This is a genomic window from Vibrio sp. 397, from assembly GCF_033339395.1.
GTDB lineage: Bacteria > Pseudomonadota > Gammaproteobacteria > Enterobacterales > Vibrionaceae > Vibrio > Vibrio alginolyticus.
Map to the genome: position 1 here is coordinate 1 of NZ_JAWOUN010000019.1, position 26,820 is coordinate 26,820.

At 45.5% G+C, this 26,820-nt stretch carries 20 protein-coding genes; 17 read left to right on the forward strand and 3 right to left on the reverse strand.

All coding sequences use genetic code 11. The annotated features are described in order from the left end of the window. Nucleotides 1–89 precede the first annotated feature (89 nt). The 14 genes from R7P36_RS21240 to tldD all read left to right on the forward strand — a co-directional run bounded on the left by R7P36_RS21240 (nucleotide 90) and on the right by tldD (nucleotide 17,715). A complete protein-coding gene (locus tag R7P36_RS21240; protein WP_132937237.1) occupies nucleotides 90–323 on the forward strand; it encodes an MSHA biogenesis protein MshA in 234 nt (77 codons plus the stop codon). Nucleotides 324–438: 115 nt separating this feature from the next. Next, complete coding sequence (locus R7P36_RS21245) at nucleotides 439–930, forward strand: type II secretion system protein (protein ID WP_132937236.1); 492 nt, start codon at nucleotides 439–441, stop codon at nucleotides 928–930. Further along, entirely contained in the window at nucleotides 927–1,526 is a 600-nt protein-coding gene (locus tag R7P36_RS21250) for a type II secretion system protein (protein ID WP_318099389.1), read from the forward strand. Before R7P36_RS21245 ends, R7P36_RS21250 begins: the two co-directional genes overlap by 4 nt. After that, nucleotides 1,526–2,239 carry a PilW family protein gene (locus R7P36_RS21255; protein ID WP_318099388.1) on the forward strand — a complete coding sequence of 238 codons (714 nt, stop codon included), beginning with the start codon at nucleotides 1,526–1,528 and terminating at the stop codon, nucleotides 2,237–2,239. Before R7P36_RS21250 ends, R7P36_RS21255 begins: the two co-directional genes overlap by 1 nt. After that, the gene (locus R7P36_RS21260; RefSeq protein WP_186584633.1) at nucleotides 2,229–2,663 is read left to right on the forward strand and encodes an MSHA biogenesis protein MshP; all 435 of its coding nucleotides are present in this window, start codon (nucleotides 2,229–2,231) and stop codon (nucleotides 2,661–2,663) included. Before R7P36_RS21255 ends, R7P36_RS21260 begins: the two co-directional genes overlap by 11 nt. A gap of 8 nt (nucleotides 2,664–2,671) precedes the next feature. Then, a complete protein-coding gene (locus R7P36_RS21265; protein WP_318122295.1) occupies nucleotides 2,672–6,727 on the forward strand; it encodes a DUF6701 domain-containing protein in 4,056 nt (1,351 codons plus the stop codon). 151 nt (nucleotides 6,728–6,878) lie between these two features. After that, nucleotides 6,879–7,922: a rod shape-determining protein gene (locus tag R7P36_RS21270; RefSeq protein ID WP_005381144.1), complete on the forward strand. Its 1,044-nt coding sequence runs from the start codon at nucleotides 6,879–6,881 to the stop codon at nucleotides 7,920–7,922. A gap of 150 nt (nucleotides 7,923–8,072) precedes the next feature. Continuing rightward, complete coding sequence (mreC, locus tag R7P36_RS21275) at nucleotides 8,073–8,969, forward strand: rod shape-determining protein MreC (RefSeq protein WP_005381142.1); 897 nt, start codon at nucleotides 8,073–8,075, stop codon at nucleotides 8,967–8,969. Then, nucleotides 8,959–9,447, forward strand: coding sequence for a rod shape-determining protein MreD (mreD, locus tag R7P36_RS21280; protein ID WP_005381141.1), 489 nt, complete (start codon nucleotides 8,959–8,961; stop codon nucleotides 9,445–9,447). Before mreC ends, mreD begins: the two co-directional genes overlap by 11 nt. A gap of 4 nt (nucleotides 9,448–9,451) precedes the next feature. Beyond that, the gene (locus tag R7P36_RS21285) at nucleotides 9,452–10,021 is read left to right on the forward strand and encodes a Maf family protein (RefSeq protein WP_005381139.1); all 570 of its coding nucleotides are present in this window, start codon (nucleotides 9,452–9,454) and stop codon (nucleotides 10,019–10,021) included. Nucleotides 10,022–10,039: 18 nt separating this feature from the next. Continuing rightward, nucleotides 10,040–11,509, forward strand: coding sequence for a ribonuclease G (gene rng, locus R7P36_RS21290; protein ID WP_005381138.1), 1,470 nt, complete (start codon nucleotides 10,040–10,042; stop codon nucleotides 11,507–11,509). Nucleotides 11,510–11,521: 12 nt separating this feature from the next. Continuing rightward, entirely contained in the window at nucleotides 11,522–15,403 is a 3,882-nt protein-coding gene (locus tag R7P36_RS21295) for a YhdP family protein (RefSeq protein WP_213899984.1), read from the forward strand. Nucleotides 15,404–15,436: 33 nt separating this feature from the next. Continuing rightward, nucleotides 15,437–16,258: a carbon-nitrogen hydrolase family protein gene (locus R7P36_RS21300; RefSeq protein WP_005381136.1), complete on the forward strand. Its 822-nt coding sequence runs from the start codon at nucleotides 15,437–15,439 to the stop codon at nucleotides 16,256–16,258. An 11-nt stretch (nucleotides 16,259–16,269) separates the two neighbouring features. After that, nucleotides 16,270–17,715 carry a metalloprotease TldD gene (gene tldD / locus R7P36_RS21305; protein ID WP_005381134.1) on the forward strand — a complete coding sequence of 482 codons (1,446 nt, stop codon included), beginning with the start codon at nucleotides 16,270–16,272 and terminating at the stop codon, nucleotides 17,713–17,715. 66 nt (nucleotides 17,716–17,781) lie between these two features. Here tldD and R7P36_RS21310 read toward each other — a convergent pair whose 3' ends face one another. Further along, nucleotides 17,782–19,158, reverse strand: coding sequence for a PhoH family protein (locus R7P36_RS21310; protein ID WP_213899983.1), 1,377 nt, complete (start codon nucleotides 19,156–19,158; stop codon nucleotides 17,782–17,784). A gap of 560 nt (nucleotides 19,159–19,718) precedes the next feature. Between R7P36_RS21310 and rapA the strand changes: the two genes are divergently transcribed. Next, nucleotides 19,719–22,628 carry an RNA polymerase-associated protein RapA gene (gene rapA / locus R7P36_RS21315; protein WP_025767610.1) on the forward strand — a complete coding sequence of 970 codons (2,910 nt, stop codon included), beginning with the start codon at nucleotides 19,719–19,721 and terminating at the stop codon, nucleotides 22,626–22,628. Nucleotides 22,629–22,737: 109 nt separating this feature from the next. On the opposite strand, the gene R7P36_RS21320 is transcribed toward rapA, so the two are convergent. After that, the gene (locus R7P36_RS21320; RefSeq protein WP_005381130.1) at nucleotides 22,738–24,003 is read right to left on the reverse strand and encodes an NRAMP family divalent metal transporter; all 1,266 of its coding nucleotides are present in this window, start codon (nucleotides 24,001–24,003) and stop codon (nucleotides 22,738–22,740) included. A gap of 342 nt (nucleotides 24,004–24,345) precedes the next feature. On the opposite strand from R7P36_RS21320, the gene R7P36_RS21325 reads away from it, so the two are divergent. After that, on the forward strand, nucleotides 24,346–25,098 hold the full coding sequence (locus R7P36_RS21325) for a pseudouridine synthase (protein WP_213899982.1): 753 nt from the start codon (nucleotides 24,346–24,348) through the stop codon (nucleotides 25,096–25,098). A 103-nt stretch (nucleotides 25,099–25,201) separates the two neighbouring features. Further along, the gene (locus R7P36_RS21330) at nucleotides 25,202–26,164 is read left to right on the forward strand and encodes a D-2-hydroxyacid dehydrogenase (RefSeq protein ID WP_047103625.1); all 963 of its coding nucleotides are present in this window, start codon (nucleotides 25,202–25,204) and stop codon (nucleotides 26,162–26,164) included. An 88-nt stretch (nucleotides 26,165–26,252) separates the two neighbouring features. Here the strand turns inward: R7P36_RS21330 and yjgA are convergent, their stop codons facing one another. Beyond that, nucleotides 26,253–26,780 (reverse strand): ribosome biogenesis factor YjgA, encoded by a 528-nt coding sequence (yjgA, locus tag R7P36_RS21335; RefSeq protein WP_005381124.1) that lies wholly within the window; start codon nucleotides 26,778–26,780, stop codon nucleotides 26,253–26,255. Nucleotides 26,781–26,820: the final 40 nt, after the last annotated feature.

The following is a 26,820-nucleotide window of genomic DNA, read 5'->3' on the forward strand; positions in this document are numbered from 1 at the left end:
CGCTGGACTAAACAAAGGCCCCCTTTTAGGGGGCTCACACAAAGCCACCTTCTTTAGAAGGTGGTAATTTACTTTTTAGGGACTGAGCAGTGAAAAGCATCAGAGGATTAAGCACTACTGAATTTATCGTGCTGCTGACTTTTCTCGCCGTCGCTGGCTACGTGCTATTGCCTCGGTATATCAGTTTTGGACCAGAAACATACGAAGCAAAATGGGAGCAAACCAAGCAAACCGCGGAGCACGTTTCTGAGACGCTAAGCAATAAAGAAACTTACGATCGAATTGAAGAAGAGATTAGTCGTTCAAAGGGGAGAAATAACTAGACATTGGCTATTTGTTCGTCTGTTCACATTTCGAATCGAAAAATTATAAACCTATCATTAATCTCATAATTTCATCGTATACTTATCTCGCTTGTTCTAAGCCTAAGGTTGGGTTATGAAAATTCGCAGCTCTGCATTAGGGTTTACGTTAATGGAGTTAATCCTCGTGATTGTTCTCCTCTCTATCCTTTCACTTTTTGCAGCCAGCCGTTTTATGGGCTCTGGCAGTTTCTCTGCATATGCATTACAAGAACGCGTGATTTCTGTTATTCGCCAAGTGCAGGTGAATCGTATGCAGTCGAATTTTGAAAAAAAAACTGATAATAACTTTCGTTTACAAGTTTCTAGCTCATGCATTGGTTCAGTTGCTGCCTGCACACTAACAGGCAGTGCACAAGATGCTCGTAGTGACGTAGTTATTGATAAATCCGCAAAGTTTTCACTGACCAATGCCGTAACTAATCCAATCGAGTTTAATTTGTTGGGTAATCCTATAAATTCTGCGAGTGGTGGAGTTTCAATCCTGATTGAAGATAAACATGGTCGAAGCCGCTGCCAAGTTGAAATTAATACTCAAGGTTATGTTTCAAAAGGTACATGCTCATGAAGAAATCTAGTGGCATGACTTTGATAGAAATGATCATCGCGATTGTTTTAATGGGCATTGCGATGGTGGCGTTTACTTCTTTTCTTGTCCCTCAGATTCGAGATTCCGCCATCCCTCATTATCAAACCCGCGCTGCCGCATTAGGCCAAGGTTTTATGTCACAGATATTGGCGCGAGGCTTTGACCAGTGGAGTGACTTTGATGGTGGTACTGTTCGATGTGGTGAGCCTAAAGACAGCCCTCATCCAGATAATCCTTTGAATTTGTGCTCTTCGACTTTAGATGTGGATACTGACTACGGAGAGGATGCATCAAATCCGAGTTCTTTCAACGATGTCGATGACTATATTGGGTGTTGGAGCACATCTACAACGGCTTCTCAGTGCGATGGTATCCCTAGAGGGAATATTAGTGATGTACTTGGTGCGGACAGTACTGAGCAGTACAAAAACTTTAGATTAGAAGTTAGCGTTGCCTATGATGATCTGACGGATAAAGCTCCCGATGAAATAACCGAATACAAAAAAGTAACATTACGGATTTTTGCGGGGAACACGCAGCCCCTTACTCTAACAGCTATTAAGGGGAACTACTGATGAAAGATCGTGGTTTCACCTTAATCGAAATGATAGTTACGATCGTGATCGGCAGCTTCATCATGTTGGGTATAGCTGGGTATGTCCAGTTAGGAATGAAAGGGTACGCTGATACTATCGACCGCCAACGAATACAAACACAAGCTCAGTTTGTTTTAGAAAAGATGACGCGTGAAATCCGCCATGCTGTACCTAATAGTTTTCATGTGCCAAAAGGAACAACTAATTGTCTAGAGTTTGTGCCGATTGAATATTCTGGTTTTTACACGTTTAAGAATAATGACTTAGAGTTTTTGCTAGGTAATGACTCAACGCTTAATCCTATTCCTGCGAATCGCAGGATGGTGATAAATCCGAGCCGATATGAAGATTTACAATCAACTTCTTCGCGAAATATAGCCATTGGTGGTTTAGCTAAAACAGGTAAGGTTTTTGTTGTTAGTGGGGGGGCAAGTACGATTACGGGATCCTCTGTTTCTAGCCGTCTTTATATTTATCAAGAGAAGTCGGAGGTTCGCTACTGTTTTGATACCAAGCGAGTTACGCGAAATGGTATTACGGTTGCGGGTAGTGTCGATACGTCCGTAAGTGGTATGCGTTATCTAGAGCCAACTCTGCAACGAGGTGGTTTAGTTCATATCAATTTAGAGTTTGAGCAGGATGGTGAACGTAGTGTGTATCAACAAGATGTGCAGGTGCTCAATGTCCCATAGAAGAAACTCCAGCGGAAATGTACTAATCATCGTGTTGTTCGTCATTATTGTAATGGGATATTTGGCTTCCTCTTTAATGAAAGTGACATGGTCGAATCAAAGCGGATTAACAAGAGAGTTTTTGGGAACAAAAGCTTGGTTTGTTGCTCAGTCTGCAAATGAGTGGGCATTGACAAGGTTATATCCCATCAATGGTACGAGTGATAGCGTCGCGACAATCTGCACAAATACGGTAAGCGGTGCAATGCCTAATGTCACACAAGGGACCGGATGTAGGCTTAGCCCAATGAGTTGTGTAGATTTAGGCACTTTAAACTTAGGAACACCAGCAGCAGAGTCACTATTTAGGGTGCAAGCTACGGCCGTTTGTGGCTCGGGCTTATCGCAAGTTGAGCGCCAGCAAGAGATTTGGGTTCGGGAGTAATAACAAGAATGAAAAAACTGATTTGCTTAGCCTTGATATGTATGATGAGTACGGCGAACGTTCTCGCTAAGGTTCACGATATTACGCCAAGTTGGGACTGGGTGAGGTGGGTCCCTGAAGGTGCAAGCGATTTGTGTGATAACGGTAGTTACCAAGATCGATTTAATTTTTTTGTTAGGCCTACAACCTACGTATGCCCGAACGGACTCACGTTGAATAACGGCTATACTATTGTGTCTGATAGTAAAATGACGATTCGTGTACGAGGTACTATTCAACTCGCTGGCAACAACCAGATCGGTAAATCTAATGCTCATATTGACCTTATTAACGAGACCAGCGATGTTATCGGAGATAACGGTGGCTATGATATTTATGGTGATATTGAGTCGCACGGTAAAATTCAACTTAAGAACCGATCGCATGTTTATGGTTCGATCTTGTCCACGCATGGGGAGGTTATTCTTTCTCAAGCGGTTATTGAAGGAAATGTTACGAGTAAAACGAGCACGATAAAAACCGAACAAAGCGACAATATCATTCGCGGTAACGTTGAAGCTGCTGGAACGGTTACGTTGAAGCAAACCCATGTCGAAGGTAGCGTGACAAGTATCGGTGGTGAGGTGAAAACTGAGCAAAGCGGGAATGAAATTCAAGGTGATATTTCTGCATCAAGCCGGGTTACATTAAATGAAACAAAAGTTACGGGTGACGTTACCAGTAAGGGCTTAGAGGTTATTTTAGAAGCCAATAACCAAGTACACGGAAATATTCTCGCTCTACATAAAGTCGATATTAAAAACTCATTGGTTTGTGGCCGGGTAGAATCAACAGGTAGCGAAGTATCGTTGACTAACTCTAAACTCGATCAAAATCGAGGTGTTTATACTCTTAGTGAAGCGATTCAGTCCCACGGGAAAGCCACAGTAAAAAGCTCGACCGTCTGTGGTTCTGTTAACTCAAAATCACATTCTTACGAGTACAATGATAGTGACATTTATTGTGGTGTAGATGATCCCAACTGTCAGCCCCCCCAGACCGGAGAGTGCCCAATAGAGGCTGTAGCCTCACTTTGTCCTGAATTAGTTCCTGTTATTCCGCCAACACAGCAATGTTCACTATTACCAGAAGAAAACTTCAATTCAGGTTCATTGTCAAACTGGTCGGTGATGGGCTTTGGTACCAGTGACGAGCCCCATATCTCTGATGGACGTTTCATCTTAAACTCAAATAAACCAGAGCAGGCAACAGCCTCTGCATATAACTATATTTTTCCGTCAGATCAGAACTATTTAGAGATTGAGTTTGATCACAATGCATATGGTGGGGATGGTGCTGACGGTGTTGCGCTGGTGATTTCTGATGCGAGTGTCCCTCCTCAAACCGGGGCATTTGGTGGTCCGCTTGGTTACGGGATGAAGCTTCTAAAGAATCACTACCCTGAAGTCTCCAAAGATGTAGAAGGCTTTGCTGGTGGTTGGCTAGGTATTGGTATTGATGAGTTTGGTAACTACATTCGTGAAGGGAGCGAGAAAATCGTTTCAAATAGTGTTGCTGATAATGTTGGGGTGCGTGGACAGGGCGTCCAAGATGCGAATGGTAAGTGGTTGAAAGGTTATCCGTATATCACTGGCAAAAAATACAGCAGCTCGTTGGATAATCGAAAAGGTAAAGAGAAACTGCATCGTTATAAAGTAGTTTTAAATTCGCGTAACACCGATACGATAACGCTGGCTGTATTTCGAAAAGTCGGAAAAAATGGCGGATGGGATCCTGTTATCGAAGAGTTTAACGTTTTGGAAAAAGGTGGTTTTAACTATATTCCAGATAACTTCCGTCTGTCGGTAACGGCATCCACAGGTATGCTTACCAATACGCATGATATTGATAACTTCCGAGTCTGTGCGGACAAGTACTCGCGATTAACAGATGGTATTCATCATTTCGAGTTTGACTACTCAGGCTCAGGCAGTACGTGTCAGGCTTCTGATGTGACACTTAGAGCTTGTATGAATGAAAGTTGTTCTGAGCAATATCCTAGAGATGCATACGATGATGGCAGCTTAACGCCTCTCTCTGTCACTTTACTTCCATCTACTGGCAATAATGTTGCCAACTGGGTTGGTGGTACAAATGTACAGTTTGAGAATGAAACTCAGCTTGAGCTGCAAGGTTCAAGAGCTGGCGATATTACTTTGGGTATCGATCAAAGTTCCGTACCACAGTTTGGCTTTGAAGGGGCACGATGTCGAATTAATGGCGGGCCACTATCTGCTAACAACTGTAATGTAACCTTCGCTTCAAATGTGCTTGCGGTGAATGTTAATGATGTAGTTGCTAGTCGCGAAACTACGGGGGAGGACTACCTATCGTTTTGTTCAACTCGAACTGAAGACGGCGGAGAATCTCGCGGTGTTAATATGTCGATTGATTATGAAGTGGCACCGATCGATAGCTCTCAACCTGTCGTGATTTCTTACAAGAAAAAAGTGAAAGATCAGGCTGTGGAATGGAGTTCAAATGTCGAGCTAACCAGAGCTAATAAATACCTGCCTAATGTTTATTTTGATGATGAAGGCAAGGCATTCTTTAAGTTGAGATACTCTGAAGCTGGAAAGGTCAAACTTAAAGCCAGTGTTGAAGGTGTTGATGACTCGGATGGATTCGGCAGCTTCGTTAGTTTTCCTTCAAAACTGAAAGTTACTGCAAAGAGTGGTGATAAGAGCGGAGAGTGCACCAACAGTGAAAATGGCTGTTCTTCGGGGTTTGTTGCTGCTGGTGAAGTTTTTGAGTTAACCATCTCGGCATTGCAAGATGATGATACGGTTGCTGAGAACTATCAAGAGAAGACTATTACGGTTAGTAATAAAGTGAAGTACCCGTCTAATGGTTCATTAGCCAAACTTCTAAATGAGAAGCTACCAGAATCAAGTAAATGGTCTCGTGGCAGTGTGACGTTTGATCAATCGGTTTCAGAAGTCGGTGTTTTCGAGCTTATTGCTGAGGCACCAGTTGCTAAAGATGAAAATGGCGATGATATTGGCACATCTCTATATCTTGGTAGTAATGCATTTAAAATAGCCGATGGTAAGTTAACCATTGGGCGCTTCTATCCGGATTACTTTAAAGTCACCGGGACAGAGTGGACCTACCCTGATAATCAGAATCAATCTGTATATATGGGACAGAATTTTGAATCGGTTAAGTTTGAAGTCACAGCATATAACGCTAACGGTTACACAACTCAAAATTATGGTGGTTTTGCCAATTCTTTAAAAGCAGATTTGTATTTGGCTGGTGGTTACTCAGATAGACTTAGCATTTTGGATTCCGATTTGACTAGTGATAACTGGTCGGGAGCTGTGTGGAGCAAAACTTGGGATAACTCAGTTTATTGGCGTAAAGATTTATCTTTGCCGAGTCCCGATGGTCCATTTAATTCAAAACTACCGGCAGACAAGGATAGTTCCATCGAAACGTCTATTTCGCTTTCACTTAATAATAATGGAACTAAAGTATCTGGCTATGTTGATCCTACGATGTTCTTAAAAGAAGGGCAAAATAGCACTGAAGATAGAATGGTTTCGCAACAGCTACTATCGCAACCTGATGTCAGGTTTGGTCGCATAGCTCTGGATGATGTGGGAGTGAATCAGGGTAAATCTGTTAATATCCCCCTTAGAGTGGAGTATTGGAGAGATACCCGATTCGTTTTAAACAGTAAGGATAACGGGACAACAGTGTCCCCAACTCTAAAAAGCCAGGAGCCAGTTTGGCCTGATGATGGCTCCGACTGCGACATTTTACTTGAAGGCGTCAGAACGACGGTTAACGATGGTGCCATGCGTGAACTTATTGCTAAGCAAGAGCGCGCAGACTGTGGACGTCAACAAGCTGAAGTTTGGCTTAATCTCGACCCTAGTGGTAACAACCTCCCTTGGCTCAAATACGACTGGGACAATGATGGCTCCGAAGAAAACCCATCCTCCGTCGTCACCTTTGGTATTCATCGTGGTAACGATCGCGTGATTTACCGTGGTGAGCCAGGGTTAACCGGACAGTAACAACTTAGGTTTTTGCCCTTAAGTTAGGAAACTGCAAGAAATTGAGGCTTTCTGCTCATGTTTGTGTACCAATACCTTGCTGTGACAGCGAGGCATTGGTACATTTAGAGCAATTTTTGTCTTCTATATTTTTGCAGGATGAGCGAAGAGTATGTTTAAGAAACTTCGTGGCATGTTTTCTAACGATCTATCTATCGATTTAGGTACAGCCAACACTCTAATTTACGTAAAAGGGCAAGGAATTGTCCTTGATGAACCTTCTGTAGTTGCTATTCGTCAAGATCGTGTAGGTTCTGCAAAAAGCGTTGCTGCAGTCGGTCACGCAGCAAAACAGATGCTTGGTCGTACACCTGGCAATATTTCCGCTATTCGCCCAATGAAAGACGGCGTAATTGCTGACTTCTACGTAACCGAAAAAATGCTTCAGCACTTTATCAAGCAAGTGCACGATAACAGCATCCTAAAGCCAAGCCCACGTGTTCTTGTTTGTGTTCCTTGTGGTTCTACCCAAGTTGAGCGTCGCGCAATTCGTGAATCAGCACTTGGTGCTGGTGCGCGTGAAGTTTACCTAATCGACGAGCCAATGGCGGCGGCAATTGGTGCTGGTTTACGCGTATCTGAGCCGACAGGTTCAATGGTGGTCGATATCGGTGGTGGTACAACTGAAGTTGCCGTTATCTCTCTAAACGGTGTGGTTTACTCATCGTCTGTACGTATCGGTGGTGACCGCTTTGATGAAGCAGTGATCAACTACGTACGTCGTAACTACGGCAGCTTGATTGGTGAAGCAACGGCTGAAAAGATCAAACACGAAATCGGTTCTGCTTACCCTGGTGATGAAGTTCAAGAGATTGAAGTTCGCGGTCGTAACCTTGCAGAGGGTGTACCACGCAGCTTTAGCTTGAACTCAAACGAGATCCTAGAAGCGCTTCAAGAGCCGCTATCTGGCATCGTATCAGCAGTCATGGTTGCACTAGAACAGTGTCCACCAGAGCTTGCTTCAGACATTTCTGAAAACGGTATGGTACTAACCGGTGGTGGTGCACTACTTAAAGACCTAGACCGTTTACTAATGGAAGAAACTGGTATTCCTGTGGTTATCGCGGAAGATCCACTAACGTGTGTTGCGCGTGGTGGCGGTAAAGCACTAGAAATGATCGACATGCACGGTGGCGATCTGTTCTCTGAAGAATAAAGGTTTAGGTGAAGCTCATGTCGGGCTTCACCTTCATTTCTGCTCTCTCTGTAATTCAAACATGCTCCATACCTAAAAGTATTTAGTTAAGTATTTTTAGGTTGCCAAGTAAGGCTCAATAATCATGGAAGCAATCAGGTCAAAAACAAGATGAAACCGATTTTCGGCAGAGGTCCGTCTCTGCAATTACGTCTGTTTTTTGCTGTCATCGTGTCGGCGAGCTTAATGCTGGCCGATAGTCGTCTAGATACGTTTTCCAACGTTCGATACCTACTAAACAGTATGGTTGCACCGATTCAGTACGCAGCGAATTTGCCTCGTAGTATGTTCGATGGCGTATTTGAACGTTTTAATTCTCATCAGGCATTAGTTGAAGGCAATCGCAGCTTAAAGCGAGAAGTGTTACGCCTGAAAAGCGAGCTTATCTTGCTCGACCAATATAAAGAAGAAAACCAACGCCTACGTAAGTTGTTAGGATCTTCATTTGTCCGTGATGAAAAGAAAGTCGTGACAGAAGTAATGGCGGTGGATACTTCACCTTATCGTCATCAAGTGGTGATCGATAAAGGCCGTATTGATGGTGTTTACGTTGGTCAGCCTGTTATCAACGAGAAAGGCATTGTTGGTCAGGTCACGTTTGTCGCAGCGCACAACGCACGTGTTCTGCTGCTAACGGACGCGAAAAATGCAATTCCTGTCCAGGTGATCCGCAATGATATCCGAGTGATCGCATCGGGCAATGGTGAAATGGATGAAATCCAACTAGAGCACATTCCAACCAGCACAGATATTCAGGTTGGTGATTTATTGGTGACATCCGGTTTAGGTGGCATTTACCCTGAGGGATATCCAGTCGCGACGGTTACCAATGTGGATCACGATACGCGTCAAGAGTTCGCCTCAATCAAGGCTGAGCCGGTTGTGGAATTTGATCGCTTACGCTACCTACTGCTGATTTGGCCGAATGAAGACCGTCAACACAAAGTACTGCGGTCCAATGTAGATGAAGGGTTAGAGCAAGAACAAGAGGTAACCGATGGCCAATAATGTATTGAGTAGCCGAATGGTGATTGGCGTCAGTTTCTTCGTTGCGCTGGTACTGCAAACCATTCCGTGGCCAGGTGTGTTAGATGTGTTACGCCCTTCATGGTTGTTCCTTGTTACGTGTTATTGGGTGTTGGCACTACCGCACCGAGTGAACGTCGGGACTGCGCTAGTGTTAGGCTTATTGTGGGATATCTTGATCGGCTCAACGCTTGGAATTCGTGGCATGATGATGTCGATCGTTATCTACCTTGTGGCGCTGAATTTCCTGTTGATTCGCAACATGGCATTGTGGCAACAGTCGATTTTAATTGCCTTTTTTACTGCGTTATTGGAAGTTTTGATATTCTGTGGGGAATATTTGAACCAGGACGTAGTATTTAATCCATTATCTCTGTGGACGGCGGCAATAAACTGTATACTTTGGCCATGGATGTTTTTATTAATGCGACGAGTTCGTCGCGCTTGGCACGTAAGGTAATGCGGTGAAAAAGAGCCTATCTCTCGTTCTCGCTTCGGGTTCTCCGAGAAGAAAAGAGCTGCTTGCTCAACTGGGTTATGATTTTGAGATCGTATTGCCTGATATTGAGGAAGCCAAACAAGCTCATGAGCAAGCACGAGATTACGTGTTGCGTCTTTCTTTGGAAAAAGCTCAGGCAGGCTTAGCGTTGGCTAAGCCTGATTCCGTTGTATTGGGCTCTGATACGGTCGTAGTATGCGATGACCGTGTGCTAGAAAAACCAAAAAGTTTTGAAGATTCAAAGCGTATGCTTACTGACTTATCGGGTCGTCGCCATCAAGTGATGACTGCGGTGAGCGTTGTATCATCGGAACAACAACATTCAGTGGTCGTTACCACTGACGTGTGGTTCAAACCACTGACTCACGAAGAAATCGAACAATATTGGCAGTCAGGAGAGCCATGCGATAAAGCTGGAAGTTATGGTATTCAGGGACTCGGAGGGCGATTTGTCACCCGAATCGAAGGCAGTTATCACGCTGTAGTAGGCTTACCTTTGTTCGAAACCGATCAGCTAATTCAAGAATTTTTATAATTGTTTTGAGGTGTGCACATGAGTGCAGAATTGCTGCTTAACGTGACCCCGAGTGAAACTCGTGTGGCCATGATTGAAGGTGGAGTACTACAAGAAATACATATCGAGCGCGAATCGCGTCGCGGTATTGTGGGCAATATATACAAAGGCAAAGTAAGCCGAGTGTTACCAGGTATGCAGGCGGCTTTCGTCGACATTGGTTTAGATAAAGCGGCGTTTTTACATGCGTCAGATATTGTTCCTCATACCGAATGTGTGGCAGAAAACGAAAAACAGCAGTTTCAAGTCCGTGATATCTCTGAGCTGGTACGCCAGGGACAAGACATTGTTGTGCAAGTGGTCAAAGATCCGCTCGGCACGAAAGGTGCACGTTTAACGACGGATATCACCTTACCTTCGCGTTATCTTGTTTTTATGCCGGGGGCCAGCCATGTCGGTGTTTCGCAGCGTATTGAAAGTGAGAAAGAGCGTGAGCGTTTGAAAAAGGTGGTGAACCATTACTGCGATGAGCACGGTGGTTTTATCATTCGTACCGCGGCAGAAGGCGCTGATGAAAAAGAGCTCTCTCAAGATGCGGCATTTCTAAAGCGTTTGTGGCTAAAAGTCATGGAGCGTCGCTCAAAATACAAAACGCGTTCAACACTTTACGGTGAACTCGGCTTAGCTCAACGCATTCTGCGTGACTTTGTTGGCACAGAGCTCGATAAGATCATGGTCGACTCCCGCCTTGAATATGAAAACCTGAAAGAATTCACTTCTGAGTATGTACCGGAGTTAACAGATAAGCTTGAGCTTTACGAAGGTGACAAGCCAATCTTTGACATGTACGACACCGAAAACGAAATTCAGCGTTCTTTAGAGCGCAAGGTCGAGCTAAAATCGGGCGGCTATTTGATCATCGATCAAACCGAAGCCATGACCACCATCGACATCAACACGGGTGCATTTGTTGGTCGTCGTAATCTCGAAGAGACTATCTTCAATACCAATATAGAGGCAACGCAAGCTATTGCGCGTCAGCTACGTTTACGTAACCTCGGCGGTATCATCATTATTGACTTTATCGATATGGCATCCGAAGAGCATCGTCAGCGAGTACTTACCTCACTGGAAACGGCGCTGGCGAAAGACCGAGTAAAAACCAACATCAACGGCTTTACCCAGCTTGGCTTAGTTGAAATGACGCGTAAGCGCACACGAGAAAGTATTGAACATATCTTGTGTTCTGGCTGTCCTACTTGTGAAGGCCGTGGCAGCGTGAAAACGGTCGAAACCGTATGCTTTGAGATATTACGCGAGATTACTCGTGTGAACCGTGCTTACGACGCCGATAATTTTGTCGTGTACGCATCGCCGTTTGTTGCTGAAGCGCTATTGGGCGATGAGTCTCATGCGTTAGCTGAGCTCGAAGTATTTATTGGCAAGCAAGTGCGAGTTCAGGCTGAACCCCTGTACATTCAGGAACAGTTTGACGTCGTAATGATGTAATTTGGAACATTTGTGAATTCTGGTGTTAACCGTTTTGGGCGTTTTTGTGCGTGGAGTTTAGTTACTGTATTGGTGTTATTAGCCATATTAGTGACCACGCTGCGCGTCACATTGCCGCAACTTAACCATTTCCAAGATGAGATCAAAACCTGGGTCAAGCAAGGCACAGGTTTTGACGTTTCTATTGCTAATGTCGCAGGGACGTGGCGCAATAATCATCCCTCAATCGCGTTACTGGGCTTAGAGGCAAATCTACCAAACGTGCAAGATGCACGCTTCGCTGTTGAAGAAGTCCAGATTGAGTTCGATCTTATTCAATCTCTTTTTCAACTTAAACCTGTAGTTGCAGACCTTACCATTCATAACCTCGCTTTAGATATTCACACTGTAGACATTCTGCCGACTTCTCATCGTCAAGATCCGAAGCCCGAAGTGGATAAGAGCGAAGTGAAACTCATTGACCAACTCGACTCACTTCTTTTACGTCAGTTCGAAGACTTCACTATTAGCGATTCACGGATTTGGTATAAGTCTGTGTCAGGTGAAACTCGCCGTTTAGATATCGAGCAGCTTCGTTGGAGCAATCAAGGGAAACGTCACGTAGCCGAAGGCACGGTTAGCATTGCCGATGTTCGCCTGAACTCATTATTAGTAAGCGCTAACTTTAAAGATCATGGCTCGTTGCGCGATGTATCTGGTGAGTTTTACGTGAGTGCTCAAGATGTCTCGGTCACACCTTGGCTGACCACTTACATGCAAGAAGAGTCAGGAGCAGAATCGGGTAAAGTCAGCTTAAATACTTGGCTGACGCTCAAACATAGCCAACCGCATGATGCTTATGTTGAATTGCTGCCTTCCGAGTTGGTGTGGAATGAAGATGGACATCATGAGCTGTTTATTGAGTCTGGAATTTTCAGTCTTCGACCAGATAAACAAGGCTGGAAAGTAAATGGCCACTCACTTCAGATCAGAACCGATAATACCCCTTGGCCAGAGCTAGACGTCGCGTTTGATTGGCAACCAAACGGCTGGATGCTTAATCTCTCTCAGCTCGACATCGAAGCACTCATTCCGCTCATCAAGCTGGCTCCAGAGTCAGAGTCGACCAGTGACCTTATTAACAAACTAGCACCGAAAGGTCGGGTCGAAGATGTCCGATTGTCAATGAACGGTGGTTTAGACACCTTACGCTACTCGGCTGAAATGGATGAACTCGCGATGACACAATGGGAGCTCCTACCCGGGTTTCATCACGTACAGGGCAGCGTATCGGGGGATGTGAATCAAGCTAAAGCAAAAGTCACCGTCATTGATGATGTCTTTCCGTACGGCGATGTATTCCAAGCTCCGCTGAATATCAAACAAGGTGAAGTCGATATTATCTGGCAGCAAGATGAGAGCGGCTGGCGCTTGTGGTCGGATAAAGTGACGGCAGCAACGCCTGATCTTCAAGTCCTGGGGGCATTCCGTCTTGATTTTCCAAAAGAACAAAGCCCATTTTTATCGTTCTATGCCGAAGCGGATCTATACAACGCGGGTGAGACATGGCGCTATCTACCGACTCTGGCACTTGGACAAGACTTGACCGACTATCTTTCGACCGCGATTCAGGGTGGTAAAGTGAACACAGCAAAATTGTTGTGGTATGGCGAGTTAGGGGATTTTCCTTACAAAGAACATAATGGCATGTTCCAAGCTTGGGTTGGATTAAAAGACGCGAAATTTAGCTTTGATACGGCATGGCCAACCATCACGGATTTGCAGCTAGACTTGCTGTTTGAAAATGATGCCATGTATTTGGATTCAAAATCAGCCACACTAAATGGCGTTCATGCCAAGCGTATCACTGGGCGAATCCCTGAGTTGGCAGAAGGTGGACACATCGAGATTGAAGCGAAAGCAAGCGCGCCGGGTAATGAAGTCCGTGACTACATGATGGCGACGCCATTAGTGGATTCAGTCGGTGCCGCATTGACAGCGCTGCAAGTGAGTGGGCCCGTTTACTCTGAGTTTCAACTCAACATACCGTTTGATTTTGAGAAAGACTCTCGCGCTTGGGGTTATGCCGATTTAACAGAAAATCGTGTTGATATTGAAGCGCCGCCAATGACGCTTGAAAACGCCACAGGACGTATCACCTTCGACAATGATGTGGTTACCACATCGGGTTTGTCGGCCGAATTATTACAACAGCCTATCTCTCTTGATTTCCATGGAGAGAGTGCGGAGCAAGGCTACAACGTGACAATTAATACACTAGGAGATTGGGATGTCGAGCCGCTCAAACCCTATGTCGGTGAGCGTTGGTTAAACCTTGTTTCTGGCCATGCGCCGTGGCAAATGGATATTGACTTGCAACTCAATGATGTTGGTTTCACTTATCAGCTTGAAGTGCTGGCGCAGCTAAATCGTCTGGCTAGTCAATATCCTTATCCTTTAGCGAAAAAAATTGGTGAGTCTGGGCAAGCGAAACTGCAAGCATCCGGCAACCAAGAGAGTATTTCAGCACGACTACAGATCCCAAATGTGAAGTATCAAACTGAGATAGATATCGCTGGCGATGTCCCGGTTCTGACTGCGACTCATTTAATGGTTGGCAAAGGTGGCTTCCGGATTAGTCCTATTGTCGGGCACGATGCTTCGGTGCGTGTCGAAGAACTGAATTTAGACCAATGGGCGGAGCTTGCGCAGGTCTCTGAGAGCAAGCCTTCATCGTCTGTTTTGGCAAGCATGAAAACGCCGACCATTCCATTGCCGACACGCATTGAAGTTGAAACGCCAAACTTACAGCTCGGTGGGATTGAGTTTCATGATGTGGATTTTTCAGCAAGCAAGAAAAATTTGAGTTGGCAACTCGATGTGGACAGTCAAGAGGTTAAAGGGAAAGCTAACTATCTGAAACCCTATGATCTATCGGTCTCTCTAGAGCACTTGCATCTGTACATCCCAGGGTTTGAAGAGATGACCAAAGAGCGCAGTTCAATCTTTGCGAGTGAAGATCAAAACGCACCTTTGATTACCAATTTTGACCGCAAGTTTCACGCAGAGATGCCAAACTTAACTTTGAACATCGATGATTTTTGGCTGCAAGGTTACAAAGTGGGCAAAGTTAATGTTGATTTGCAGCGTCGCGAGAACCGCTTGGAGTGGAAAAATATCACCTTTAGTAGCGGCAAAAACCGCATTGATATGAGTGGTTGGTGGGACCTGACGAAAGAGAGTAGTCATTCCAACTTAACCATGAAAATGAAAGGTGATAACAACACCGATCTTATGGAGCGCTTTGGTATTACATCAGGCATTCAACAAGCACCATTTGAGATCAATGCCAATATGGAATGGGACGGCGCACCTTGGTCAATGAAGACACAAACCTTGCAAGGAAACGTCTCAACGGAATTTGGTAAAGGCGTGATTAGTGAAGTTAGTGGTGCGGCACGCTTGTTAGGCTTGTTTAGCTTGGATTCTATCATTCGTAAGATGCAGCTCGACTTTACCGACGTATTCGATAAAGGCATGGCATTCAACTCGATCACGGGAACGGGCAAAATCCAAGACGGTGTGTTTATCACCAATGATATCGTAATGGATGCGTTAGCAGGGGAAATGCAAATCCGCGGCATCGCTAATATGAACAGCAGAATGGTTGATGCGGAAGTGAAATTCACACCAGACATCACATCAGGCCTACCAATGCTGACCGCGTTTGCCGTTGCGCCTCAAACTGCTTTGTATGTCTTGGCCATCTCTACGGTGATATCTCCGGTGGTTGAGGTCTTCACTCAAGTCAATTATGAAGTGAAAGGCCCACTAGATTCACCAACGGTGAAAGAAATTTCGCGAAGTAAAGGTGAATACAAGCTGCCAGAAAAACTGCGTGAACAGGCCAAATAACTCACCGAATATAATGGAATAGGGAGGAAACACATGGAGCGTGTTGGCATTATTCAAATGACTTCGGGTCCGGATATTAACGCGAATTTGGACTTCATTGAAAAACAGTGTGCTTTAGCGAGCAAGCAAGGTGCCAAACTTGTTCTTACTCCTGAAAATACAGTGCTATTTTCCAGTCGCGAAGCTTATCATCAACATGCAGAGCCACTTGGCAGTGGCATGATTCAACAGCGGCTCTGTGAAATCGCTAGAAAGAACCAGTTAACGCTAATTGTCGGAAGCATGCCCATTCAAACCGCAAAAGGTGTCACCACCACAACACTTGTATTTCCGCCGCACGGTAAATGCATTGCTCACTATGACAAACTGCATATGTTTGATGTCGACGTAGCCGATGGTTATGGTAGTTATCGTGAGTCGGATACGTTTATGGCGGGTAATCAAATAGTCGTTGCGGAAACTGATATCGGCAGTGTTGGATTGAGCATTTGTTATGATTTACGTTTCCCAGAACTTTATAAAGTATTGCGTCAAGAAGGGGCGGATATCATTGTGGTGCCCGCTGCGTTTACCGCTGTGACGGGGCAAGCTCACTGGGAAGTATTATTGCGAGCTAGAGCGATTGAGACACAATGTTGGATTTTGGCAAGCGGACAAACTGGAACGCATCCATGTGGACGAAAAACATGGGGACACTCAATGGTCGTTGACCCTTGGGGACGTATCCATAAACAGCTTCAGGATGAAGTAGGTTTATTGGTGACTGAGATAGATTTGTCACAAAGCCAACAAGTAAGGCAGAATATGCCGCTGACTCAACACAGTCGCTTTCAAAATGAATTGAGACGGAAATAAAAGAGCTAACTATGAGCACAAACCAAATAGAACAGGCACTCCTTGCCCCAAATGGTCTGACAGAACAAGACATTGCTGACACGCTTGCCAGCATTGCGACGCGCCAGATCGATTATGCGGACATTTACTTTCAGTCCAGCTGGCATGAGTCTCTGGTTCTAGAAGACAGCATCATCAAAGATGGCTCTTTTAACATTGATTGTGGTGTTGGTGTCCGTGCAGTAACTGGCGAAAAAACCGGCTTTGCCTACTCTGATCAAATCCAGCCTGAAGGCCTGAAGCAGAGTGCAATGGCGGCGCGCGGTATTGCTCAGCAAGGGCAGAATGGTAAAGTCCAAGCGTTTAAACGCACCGAAAACCAAGCGTACTACGCCGCTGTGAATCCACTAGCTGAATGGGAAAAGCAGCAAAAAACAGAATTGCTCAAATCTCTAGATGCTTACATCCGCACTAAAGAACCATTGATTAAAGAAGTCTCGATCAGCATCAGCGGTGTGCATGAGCAGATGCTTGTTGCGGCAACAGACGGTACTTATGCAGGCGATATTCGTCCTTTGGTGCGTTTGTCTATTAGCGTGCTCGCACAAAAAGGCGAACGACGTGAACGCGGTAGCGCTGGTGGCGGCGGCCGTTTCGGTTACGATTTCTTTTTAACGGAAAGCAATGGTGTGAAACAAGCTTTCCATTATGCAGACGAAGCGATTCGCATGGCGTTAATCAACCTTGAAGCAGAAGCCGCACCGGCAGGCATGATGCCAGTGGTATTGGGTTCTGGCTGGCCTGGCGTGTTGCTACACGAAGCGGTAGGTCATGGACTAGAAGGTGACTTTAACCGCAAAGAGTCGTCAGTGTTCTCTGGAAAAATGGGTCAACAAGTGACGTCTTCACTGTGTACCATCGTAGATGACGGCACGTTAAAAGACCTTCGTGGTTCACTGAATGTGGATGATGAAGGGGTAAACGGTCAGTACAACACGCTTATCGAGAATGGTGTGCTGAAAGGCTATATGCAAGACAAGCTAAACGCGCGGCTAATGGGTGTAAATCCAACGGGTAACGGTCGTCGTGAATCGTATGCACACTTGCCAATGCCTCGTATGACCAACACCTACATGCTTCCAGGTGAACATACGCCAGAAGAAATCATCTCGACGGTCGAGAAAGGGTTGTATGCGCCAAACTTTGGTGGCGGCCAGGTGGACATTACTTCGGGTAAGTTTGTGTTCTCTGCATCGGAAGCGTACTTGATTGAAAACGGTAAAATTACGCGCCCTGTTAAAGGTGCGACGTTGATTGGCTCAGGTATCGAAGCAATGCAGCAAGTCTCTATGGTCGGTAACGACCTAAGTATCGACAAGGGCGTTGGCGTATGTGGTAAAGCAGGTCAAAGTGTGCCAGTTGGTGTTGGTCAGCCGACCTTGAAACTGGACTCACTGACAGTGGGTGGCACTGAGTAACTCAGTTGAATCGTTATAAAAAGAGCGCTCATTAGAGCGCTCTTTTGCTTTGTGAGTCGGTGTCAATTACAGGTTTTCTTCAGCAAATTCCGCCAAGCGGCTACGAACCACGCCGTTGAGGTGAATATTTGCGCTGCCTTCAAAGTTCTTGAAGCGCTCAACCATGTACGTCAATCCTGATGTCACTGGGGTGAGGTAATGAGAGTCAATCTGCGCCAAGTTACCGGAGCAGACGATTTTGGTTCCTTCACCACAGCGGGTAATGATGGTTTTGATTTGTGATGCAGTGAGGTTTTGACACTCATCAAGCAGTACAAACGCATTTTGAATCGAACGGCCACGCATAAAGTTGATCGATTTAAATTGAATGTTGGCTTTATCGCAGATGTACTTCAATGAGCCTTCAGTGCAGTGATCGTGTTTATGTAGTGCTTCCAAGGTATCGGTCACCGCCGCTAACCACGGCATCATTTTCTCCTCTTCGGAGCCGGGTAAGAAGCCGATGGATTCACCGATATCTGGCGTGTTACGTGTTACGATAATTTTATCGAACATGCTTTTTTCAATGGTTTGTTCCAATGCTGCAGCCATTGCCAGTAATGTCTTACCACTACCCGCCGCACCCGTTAGAATCACCAAGTCAATTTCTGGATCGAGTAAGGCATCTAACGCCATTCCCTGGTAGATATTTTTAGGTGTGATGTCCCAAGCCTTGCGATGCATTAGGCGTTCGCGGCTCAGGTCGAGAAGCGTTAACTTGTCTTCATTGATGGTTTCTACGCGACCAGCAAAGTCACTGTCTTCATCAATGACGTATTGGTTGATAAAAGTTGGGTCGAAGGGCTCGCGACTGAGTTTGTGGTAAGTTTTTCCGCCCAGTGCATAGCTTTCTACTTCCTCAATACCGCTCCAGAAATCACCTTCACGCAATTGAAAGCCTTTGGTTAGGTATTGAATGTCATCAATTAGTTGGTCGGTTCTATAGTCCTCAACAAAACGCACACCAGCCCCTTTGGCTCGCAGACGCATGTTGATGTCTTTCGTGATCAGTACCACTTCACGTGGTGCACGTTTATTTTGCAGATAAAGCACCGCGTTGAGAATACGGTTGTCACCGGATTTGTCGGCGAAGGCTTTGACGGTTTCCTGCAGTTCAAAATCCGCCAAAATGGAAATGGTACCCTGGTCGGGGTTGTCTTTAGAAACAGGAATGCCTTCAGAGATTTCATCTGGCGTTGCTTCTTTAAACAAATCTTCCAAGGTGCGAATAGCCACGCGCGCATCTCTTGCAACGTCGCGCTTACTGTCTTTGATTCGGTCGAGTTCTTCCAACACGGTCATGGGGATAACGACATCGTGTTCTTGGAAAGAGAAGATGGCAAAGGGTTCATGAAGAAGAATGTTGGTATCGAGTACAAACAGTTTCCGATCGGTATCGCCCATAGCGTCTCCTTGCCGTAGTACGGCTCTGCATGCGAGTTGTTAGGTCGTTTCCAAATAAGTGTGAAGTGACCTAACTCTGATTGCTTGCAATAGAGGTTGTCGGGCTGATGTCGGCTAGTGTGCAACCGAGTAGCAAGACAACTTACTGCAAACCCGTGTTGATCCTAATCGTGTACTAACGCGCTTAAATCATATGCAATGGTTTTAAACGCCCCTCATTAGAAGTATACGTAATATTTACGTTCTACAACTTAATAATTGGCATGAGTATTTTACAATTTGATTGCATTTAGAGTTTGGGAAAAAAGTTTCTGCTTGGTGCGGTTTCGGCGTGACCTCAATCACAGCTTCAAGTAAGATTAGCGACCTTTTTCTGCGTATAGGCTATGTCCGATTTATCATGTTGAGCTGGCTTAAAAAATACTCAGTTCATACTGGAATGACGAATGCTATCGGCATAGCAGAAGCCAGAATCAGATCTAAACTATTATCCATGCCTACGGGCATGAGTAGACCAACAAGAAATACGAATCAAGAACTAATAACGAGGTAGTCAATTCATGACATTTGCTTTGGGGCAGCGCTGGATTAGCGATACGGAAAGCGATTTAGGTTTAGGTACCGTTGTAGCAATGGATGCTCGTACTGTGACATTGATGTTTGCAGCGTCAGAGGAAAACCGAGTTTACGCACGTAACGATGCACCTGTTACCCGAGTCACCTTTAATGTTGGGGATGTCATCGATTGCCAAGAAGGTTGGTCTCTAAAAGTAGAAGAAGTACTGGAAGATGAAGGTCTTTACACCTATTTCGGTACTCGTGAAGACACGCAAGAAACCGCTGTTGTTCTGCGTGAGATTTTCCTTAGCAACCAAATTCGTTTTAACAAACCTCAAGATAAGTTGTACGCCGGTCAAATCGACCGTATGGACAACTTTGTTCTGCGTTACCGTGCGCTAACCAACCAGTTTGAGCAGCATAAGAGCCCAATGCGTGGCCTATGTGGTATGCGTGCAGGTTTGATCCCTCATCAGCTTTACATCGCGCACGAAGTTGGCCGTCGTCACGCGCCACGCGTCTTGTTGGCGGATGAGGTAGGTTTGGGTAAAACCATTGAAGCGGGTATGATCATCCACCAACAAGTTCTGTCTGGTCGTGCCGAACGCATTTTGATTGTGGTGCCTGAAACACTGCAGCATCAATGGCTGGTTGAGATGATGCGTCGTTTCAATCTGCATTTCTCTATCTTTGACGAAGAGCGCTGTATCGAAGCGTTTGCGGATGCAGAAAACCCATTTGATACTCAGCAATATGTGCTGTGTTCTTTGGATTTCCTACGCAAGAGCCGCAAGCGTTTTGAACAAGCACTGGAAGGTGAATGGGACCTACTGGTTGTCGATGAAGCGCATCACCTTGAATGGAGCCAAGATAAACCGAGCCGTGAATACCAAGTGGTAGAAGGCTTGGCTGAACGTACTCCAGGTGTGTTGCTACTGACTGCAACGCCAGAGCAGCTTGGTCGTGAGAGTCACTTTGCTCGTCTGCGTTTGTTGGATCCAGACCGCTTCTATGATTACGAAGCATTCGTTGAGGAAGAAGAGCAATACGCGCCCGTAGCTGATGCGATTACTTCACTCTTTTCCGGTGAAAAGCTACCTAATGAAGCAAAAAACCAGATCACTGAGTTATTGTCTGAACAAGACGTAGAACCACTTTTCCGCATTATCGAAAGTGAAGCGGACGAAGAAGCTAAAGCGTCGGCACGCCAAGAGCTGATCGATAACTTGATGGATCGTCATGGTACAGGGCGTGTTCTGTTCCGTAACACGCGCGCGGCCATCAAAGGCTTCCCTACGCGTAACGTGCATCTGATGCCAATGGATATTCCACCGCAATACACTACATCAATGCGTGTTGCTGGGATGATTGGCGGTAAGATGAGTTCTGAAGCACGTGCGATGAAGAACCTTTACCCGGAAGAAATTTTCCAAGAATTTGAAGGCGATGACGCGAGCTGGTGGCAGTTTGACTCGCGTGTGAATTGGTTGCTTGAAAAAGTAAAAGAGAAGCGCAGCGAGAAAATCCTCGTGATTGCTTCTCGTGCGAGTACCGCGCTGCAATTGGAGCAAGCACTGCGTGAGCGTGAAGGTATCCGCGCCACTGTTTTCCACGAAGGTATGTCGATTCTTGAACGTGATAAAGCGGCGGCTTACTTTGCGCAAGAAGAAGGTGGAGCACAAGTTCTTATCTGTAGCGAAATCGGCTCTGAAGGTCGTAACTTCCAGTTTGCCAACCAACTTGTCATGTTCGACTTGCCATTTAACCCAGACTTGCTTGAGCAACGTATTGGTCGTTTGGACCGTATCGGTCAAAATCGCGATATCGACATTCATGTTCCTTACCTGAAAGGCACATCGCAAGCGATCCTAGCACGTTGGTTCGATGAAGGCCTGAACGCTTTTTCGGAAACCTGCCCAACAGGCCGTGCTGTTTACGATAAGTACTCCGATGATCTGATTGAAATTCTTGCCTCTGGTGATACCAGCACGCTAGATGAGATCATTGAAGCGTCAGCAAAAATGAATAAAGAGCTGAAATCCCAATTGGAGCAAGGCCGTGATCGCCTATTAGAAATGCATTCAAATGGCGGGGAAAAAGCACAACAAATCGTTGAGAAAATTGAATCAACCGACGGCGATACCAATCTGGTCACCTTCGCACTTTCTCTTTTTGACACGATTGGCTTGAATCAAGACGATAAAGGTGAAAACGCCCTGATTGTGACCCCATCTGAGCACATGATGGTGCCAAGCTACCCAGGTCTGCCATACGAAGGAGCGACGATCACGTTTGATCGTGATACGGCTTTATCTCGTGAAGATATGCACTTTATCAGTTGGGAACACCCAATGATCCAGGGTGGTATCGATCTTCTTATGAGTGAAGGGGTGGGGACGTCTGCGGTATCTCTATTGAAAAACAAAGCGTTACCAGTCGGGACTATTCTTCTTGAGTTGATTTACGCGGTAGATGCGCAAGCGCCAAAACGCAGTGGTATCGCGCGCTTCTTACCGAAAACGCCAATCCGTTTAATGATGGACTCGCGTGGTAATGATTTGTCTGCTCAAGTGGAGTTTGAAAGCTTTAACCGCCAGCTCAGCCCTGTAAACCGTCACTTAGGTAGCAAGTTGGTTACGTCGGTACAGAAAGACGTACACCGCTTAATTGAAGCCGGTGATGTTCTTATTGAAGAGAAGGTCGAAGAAGTACGCAAACAAGCTCATCAAGATATGCAGCACAGTTTGAATGCAGAGCTTGAGCGTTTGCAAGCACTGAAAGCGGTGAACCCAAATATTCGTGACGAAGAAATTGAAGCTATCGACGCACAAATTAAAGAGCTTACTGGTTATATCAACCAAGCTCAGGTTCAGCTCGACTCGCTGCGTTTGATTGTGGTGAGCCACAACTAAGTAAGTATTTATTGCTCATTAAAAAAAGGTCTTCAGTTGAAGACCTTTTTCTTTATTTACGGTTTAGTTTCTTTATGCGGAATGCATTAATCACTGATAGCTATCTCATTTACATCAACCACTTCCACCAGATAAATACAGCCAAGAAGCCAAACAAGTAAATCAGGCCTGCAATCGACAACCACTTTAGTTTAGGTCCAACAGCCAAAGGCTCAGGTAACTCAGTTTTGCTCACTAAGGTGTAATTTAGCAGAGCAAAGAATGGCGTGGTCATAAAGGCGAGGATCATCGCAAAGTTCAGCATAGGCAATAACGCAGAAGCCCAGAAAACCACAATACCCAATGCAAGTAAGGAGACTACCAGCATGATCGCTGAAGTGGTTTTAGGGTTAGTGTCTGGTTGCGAGCGCAGTAGGCGTTGAGAATCCGAAATAACGCGCGAGTAGCCATCAATAACGGTAATCGTGCTGCCAAAGATACAGAAAAACGCAATTACCGCGATCAAGTAACGAGACCATTCGCCAATCGTTGCCGCATATAAGCCAACCAATTGGTGGGAGAAGCCAACGCCAGAGCTTTCAAGCGCAACGCCAGATCCATAAAGCATCAAAGAGCCTAGCGATACAAAGATAATGGCAAGAAACGCCGTGCCAATATAACCGACATTAAAGTCAAATAGAGCAGAGCGGTATGTTACTTCTTGCTGGCTTGATTGGCGTTTTAGCCATGCTGAGGTTAAACAGGAGATCTCTATCGGTGCAGGCATCCACCCCATTGTCACGACGATAAAACCAATAGCCGCAATAGACCAAGGTGACGGCGGCTCGAAGTTGGCCACTTGTTCAACAGGGTTACCAAAGGCGATAGAAACAGCGAGTAAAGTCGCGATGGTTAACACCGACATGATCACTTTAGATAGCGTATCGAGCGCTTTGTAATGGCCAGCAAATAATATGATCAGGCAGGTGACAATCACAATGATGCTGAGTGATGCCATTGATAGTGAAAACGGAATGAAGTAGCCCAGCAAGCTAGCGCTAAACATCAACAAAGCGGCGGTATTGATGACGGCCGATACCACGCTCAGAAATAGAAATAGCCATAGATAAGGCCGACCTAATTTCGCGTAGCCCTCAACCAAGGTCAGCCCTGTCCCCATGGTGTACTGTACGCCCGCTCGGAAAAAAGGGTATTTAAACAGGTTTACGAGCAGAATCAGTGCAGCCAATTGCCAACCATAAATCGCACCAGCCTTGGTTGATGCCACGAGGTGAGAGCCACCGACCGCAGCAGATGCCATTAATATGCCGGGGCCTAGCGAACGAAAAAATAAGGAAAGTTTGGATTGGGGTTTATCTATAACGGCGGAGTCCATTGCTTATTGTCCTTTTTATCTTATGTATCTTTCTAAAGAGATACATACCGCAGTACATGACAAGCTGAGCGCTCGCCCTATACTGCGCAACGGTAATGTCTTTTAAATGCTGTGTTTTGGTGTATTTATTTTAAGTATTCTTTGCGAATACCATGCTGTGTGCATCTAGCACTCTATTCAGTTATGCGTCTTGTTGTCAAACTAAATTTACAACGTGCTATTTTTAGTTTTTATGCTAAAGGATTGACTTTGTTTTATTGGGTTGAACTTTTCTTCAGAATCCTGCATCTGGGTGCTATTTGGGTATATAATCGCGGCGTTTTTATTTTGTAGAGATCTCCCATGGCAATGCTTGAATATACCCCTCCCACCGACCCTTGGGTTGATATCGTTTTTGAGGATGACGACATTCTGGCAGTGAATAAGCCATCAGGGCTGCTGTCTGTCCCTGGTCGCCTTGCAGAGCATTACGACAGCATGTGGAGCCGCCTCAAAGAGTTGCATCCAGAAATTCAAGTTGTGCATCGCTTGGATATGTCGACATCAGGGTTGATGCTGCTGGCGAAAAACAAACCCGCGGAGCGAGCATTAAAAAAGCAGTTCCAATATCGCCTCACTCACAAGGTGTATTTCGCACGTGTTTGGGGGCATGTTGAGTCGCAAGAAGGGAATATTGATCTTCCATTAATTTGTGATTGGCCAAATCGTCCACGACAAAAAGTATGTTTTGACGACGGCAAACCATCTCAAACTTTATTCCAAGTAGTGAAGCGTGAAGTGCACCCTGATGGCACCCATACGACCGTTGTGCGAATACTGCCCATTACTGGTCGATCGCATCAGTTACGCGTGCATTTGATGGTGATTGGTCATGCGATTGTGGGTGATGAGTTTTATGCAAGCGAAGAGGCGTATCAGTTTTCAGAACGTTTAGAGTTGCACGCTGCGGAGCTAAGTTTTTATCACCCAGCTACGGATCAGTTGAGAAGTATTTTTGTACCCTGTGACTTTTATCCTGAAGCCGAGGCGATGATCTTTAACTATTTTTCGCCAGAGCGTACATTGCCTGATTATAAAACGTTGCCACACCCTTAATGCCAATTGCACTCAACAGCGGTTCTTTCTAGTTCGCTATTTTTGGCTATTTCGTTACTGTGGTTGATGTATCCTGTCTTTCAGCCGTGAACAAGGAGTTGTTATGTCTTTGCCAAGCATCGTATTTTTAGACCGAGCGACCATCCCAGAACATATTGAGGTCCCACGACCTGGCTTTCCGCACCACTGGCGTGAGTACGACCTAACTGCGCCTGAGCAGGTAATAGAAAGGTTAGCAGATGCCGATATCGTGATTAGCAATAAAGTCCTGCTTGACCAACATGTATTAGAGCAACTACCAAAATTACGGATGATCGCGGTTGCCGCAACTGGTTTTAACAACGTCGATGTGAACTACTGTGCTAATCATGATATTGCGGTTGCTAATGTACGTGGTTACGCGACGCGTTCGGTGCCCGAGCACGTGATGGCAATGTTATTCGCTTTAAGACGGAATTTATTTGGGTACCACCAAGATATTGCCGCAGGTGAGTGGCAGCGTAACCAGCAGTTTTGTTTTTTTACGCACCCAATCGGGGATATTGGTGGTAGCACGTTAGGTGTTGTTGGTAGTGGGGCTCTAGGGCAAGCGACGGCGAATCTGGCTCAAGCGTTAGGAATGACCGTGTTGTTTTCTGAGCGTAAAGGGGCGGCAGAATGTAGACCAGGTTATGTGCCGTTTGAGGAAGTATTAAAACGCTCCGATGCGCTGACTTTGCATTGCCCGCTCAACGATCATACTCAGAATTTAATTGGTCAAGCAGAGTTGCAACAAATGAAGTCCAACGCCATTTTGATTAATACAGGGCGTGGAGGTTTGGTGGATGAGAGCGCGCTGGTGGATGCCTTAAAACAGCAAGAAATTGCAGCGGCTGGTTTTGATGTTTTTACACAAGAACCGGCTGATGAGAGCAATCCGCTGATTGCCAATATGAGTTTACCTAATTTGTTACTGACACCGCATGTTGCATGGGGCAGCGACTCATCTATCCAACGTTTAGCGGAAATCCTGATTGAGAACATTAACGCTTTCGAGCGCGGAGACCGCGTTAATCGCTTAGTGTAACGCTGACTGTAAAACCAAAGATAAAAAAGCAGACATTGACGTCTGCTTTTTGCGTTTAAATCGAATGCTCATTGCTTGAGCCGTCGAATTAAAACTCTTCTTCGTTTAGACCTTTAAGGATCTGAAAGATTTCGCGGTACGCTTTTGCTGGTTTCCCAGCTTTTTTCTCTTTCGCTGCTTGGCGAGCAAGTTGGCGTAGACGCTGACGATCCGCTTCTGGGTACATTTCCATTACGTCATCAATGGCTTTGTCACCTTCTTCCACTACGCGATCACGCAACGCTTCAAGTTTGTGGAATACCGCCGTTAATTGAGAGTGCTTATTACGAATTTTATCCAGTGCGGCTTGGATTGGCTCTGGATCTTCGTAACGCATCAATTTACCAATACGTTGTAATTGGCGACGACGCGCTTCATTTTTAAAACGTTGCGCGTCAGCAATTGCTTCTCGCAAATCTTCACTCAATGGAAACTTTTCTAGAACTGAAGGTTTGAGGCCGACAAGCTCCTCACCTAGCTTTTGCAGTTCTTCCATGTCTCGCTTCATCTCGGATTTACTTACCCAGATGATCTCTTCTTCTGGTTCCCATGGCGCTTTTTGATTCTTACGTGCCATTTCAGTTGCCTGTGTTTTGATTAATATTATGACTATTTTA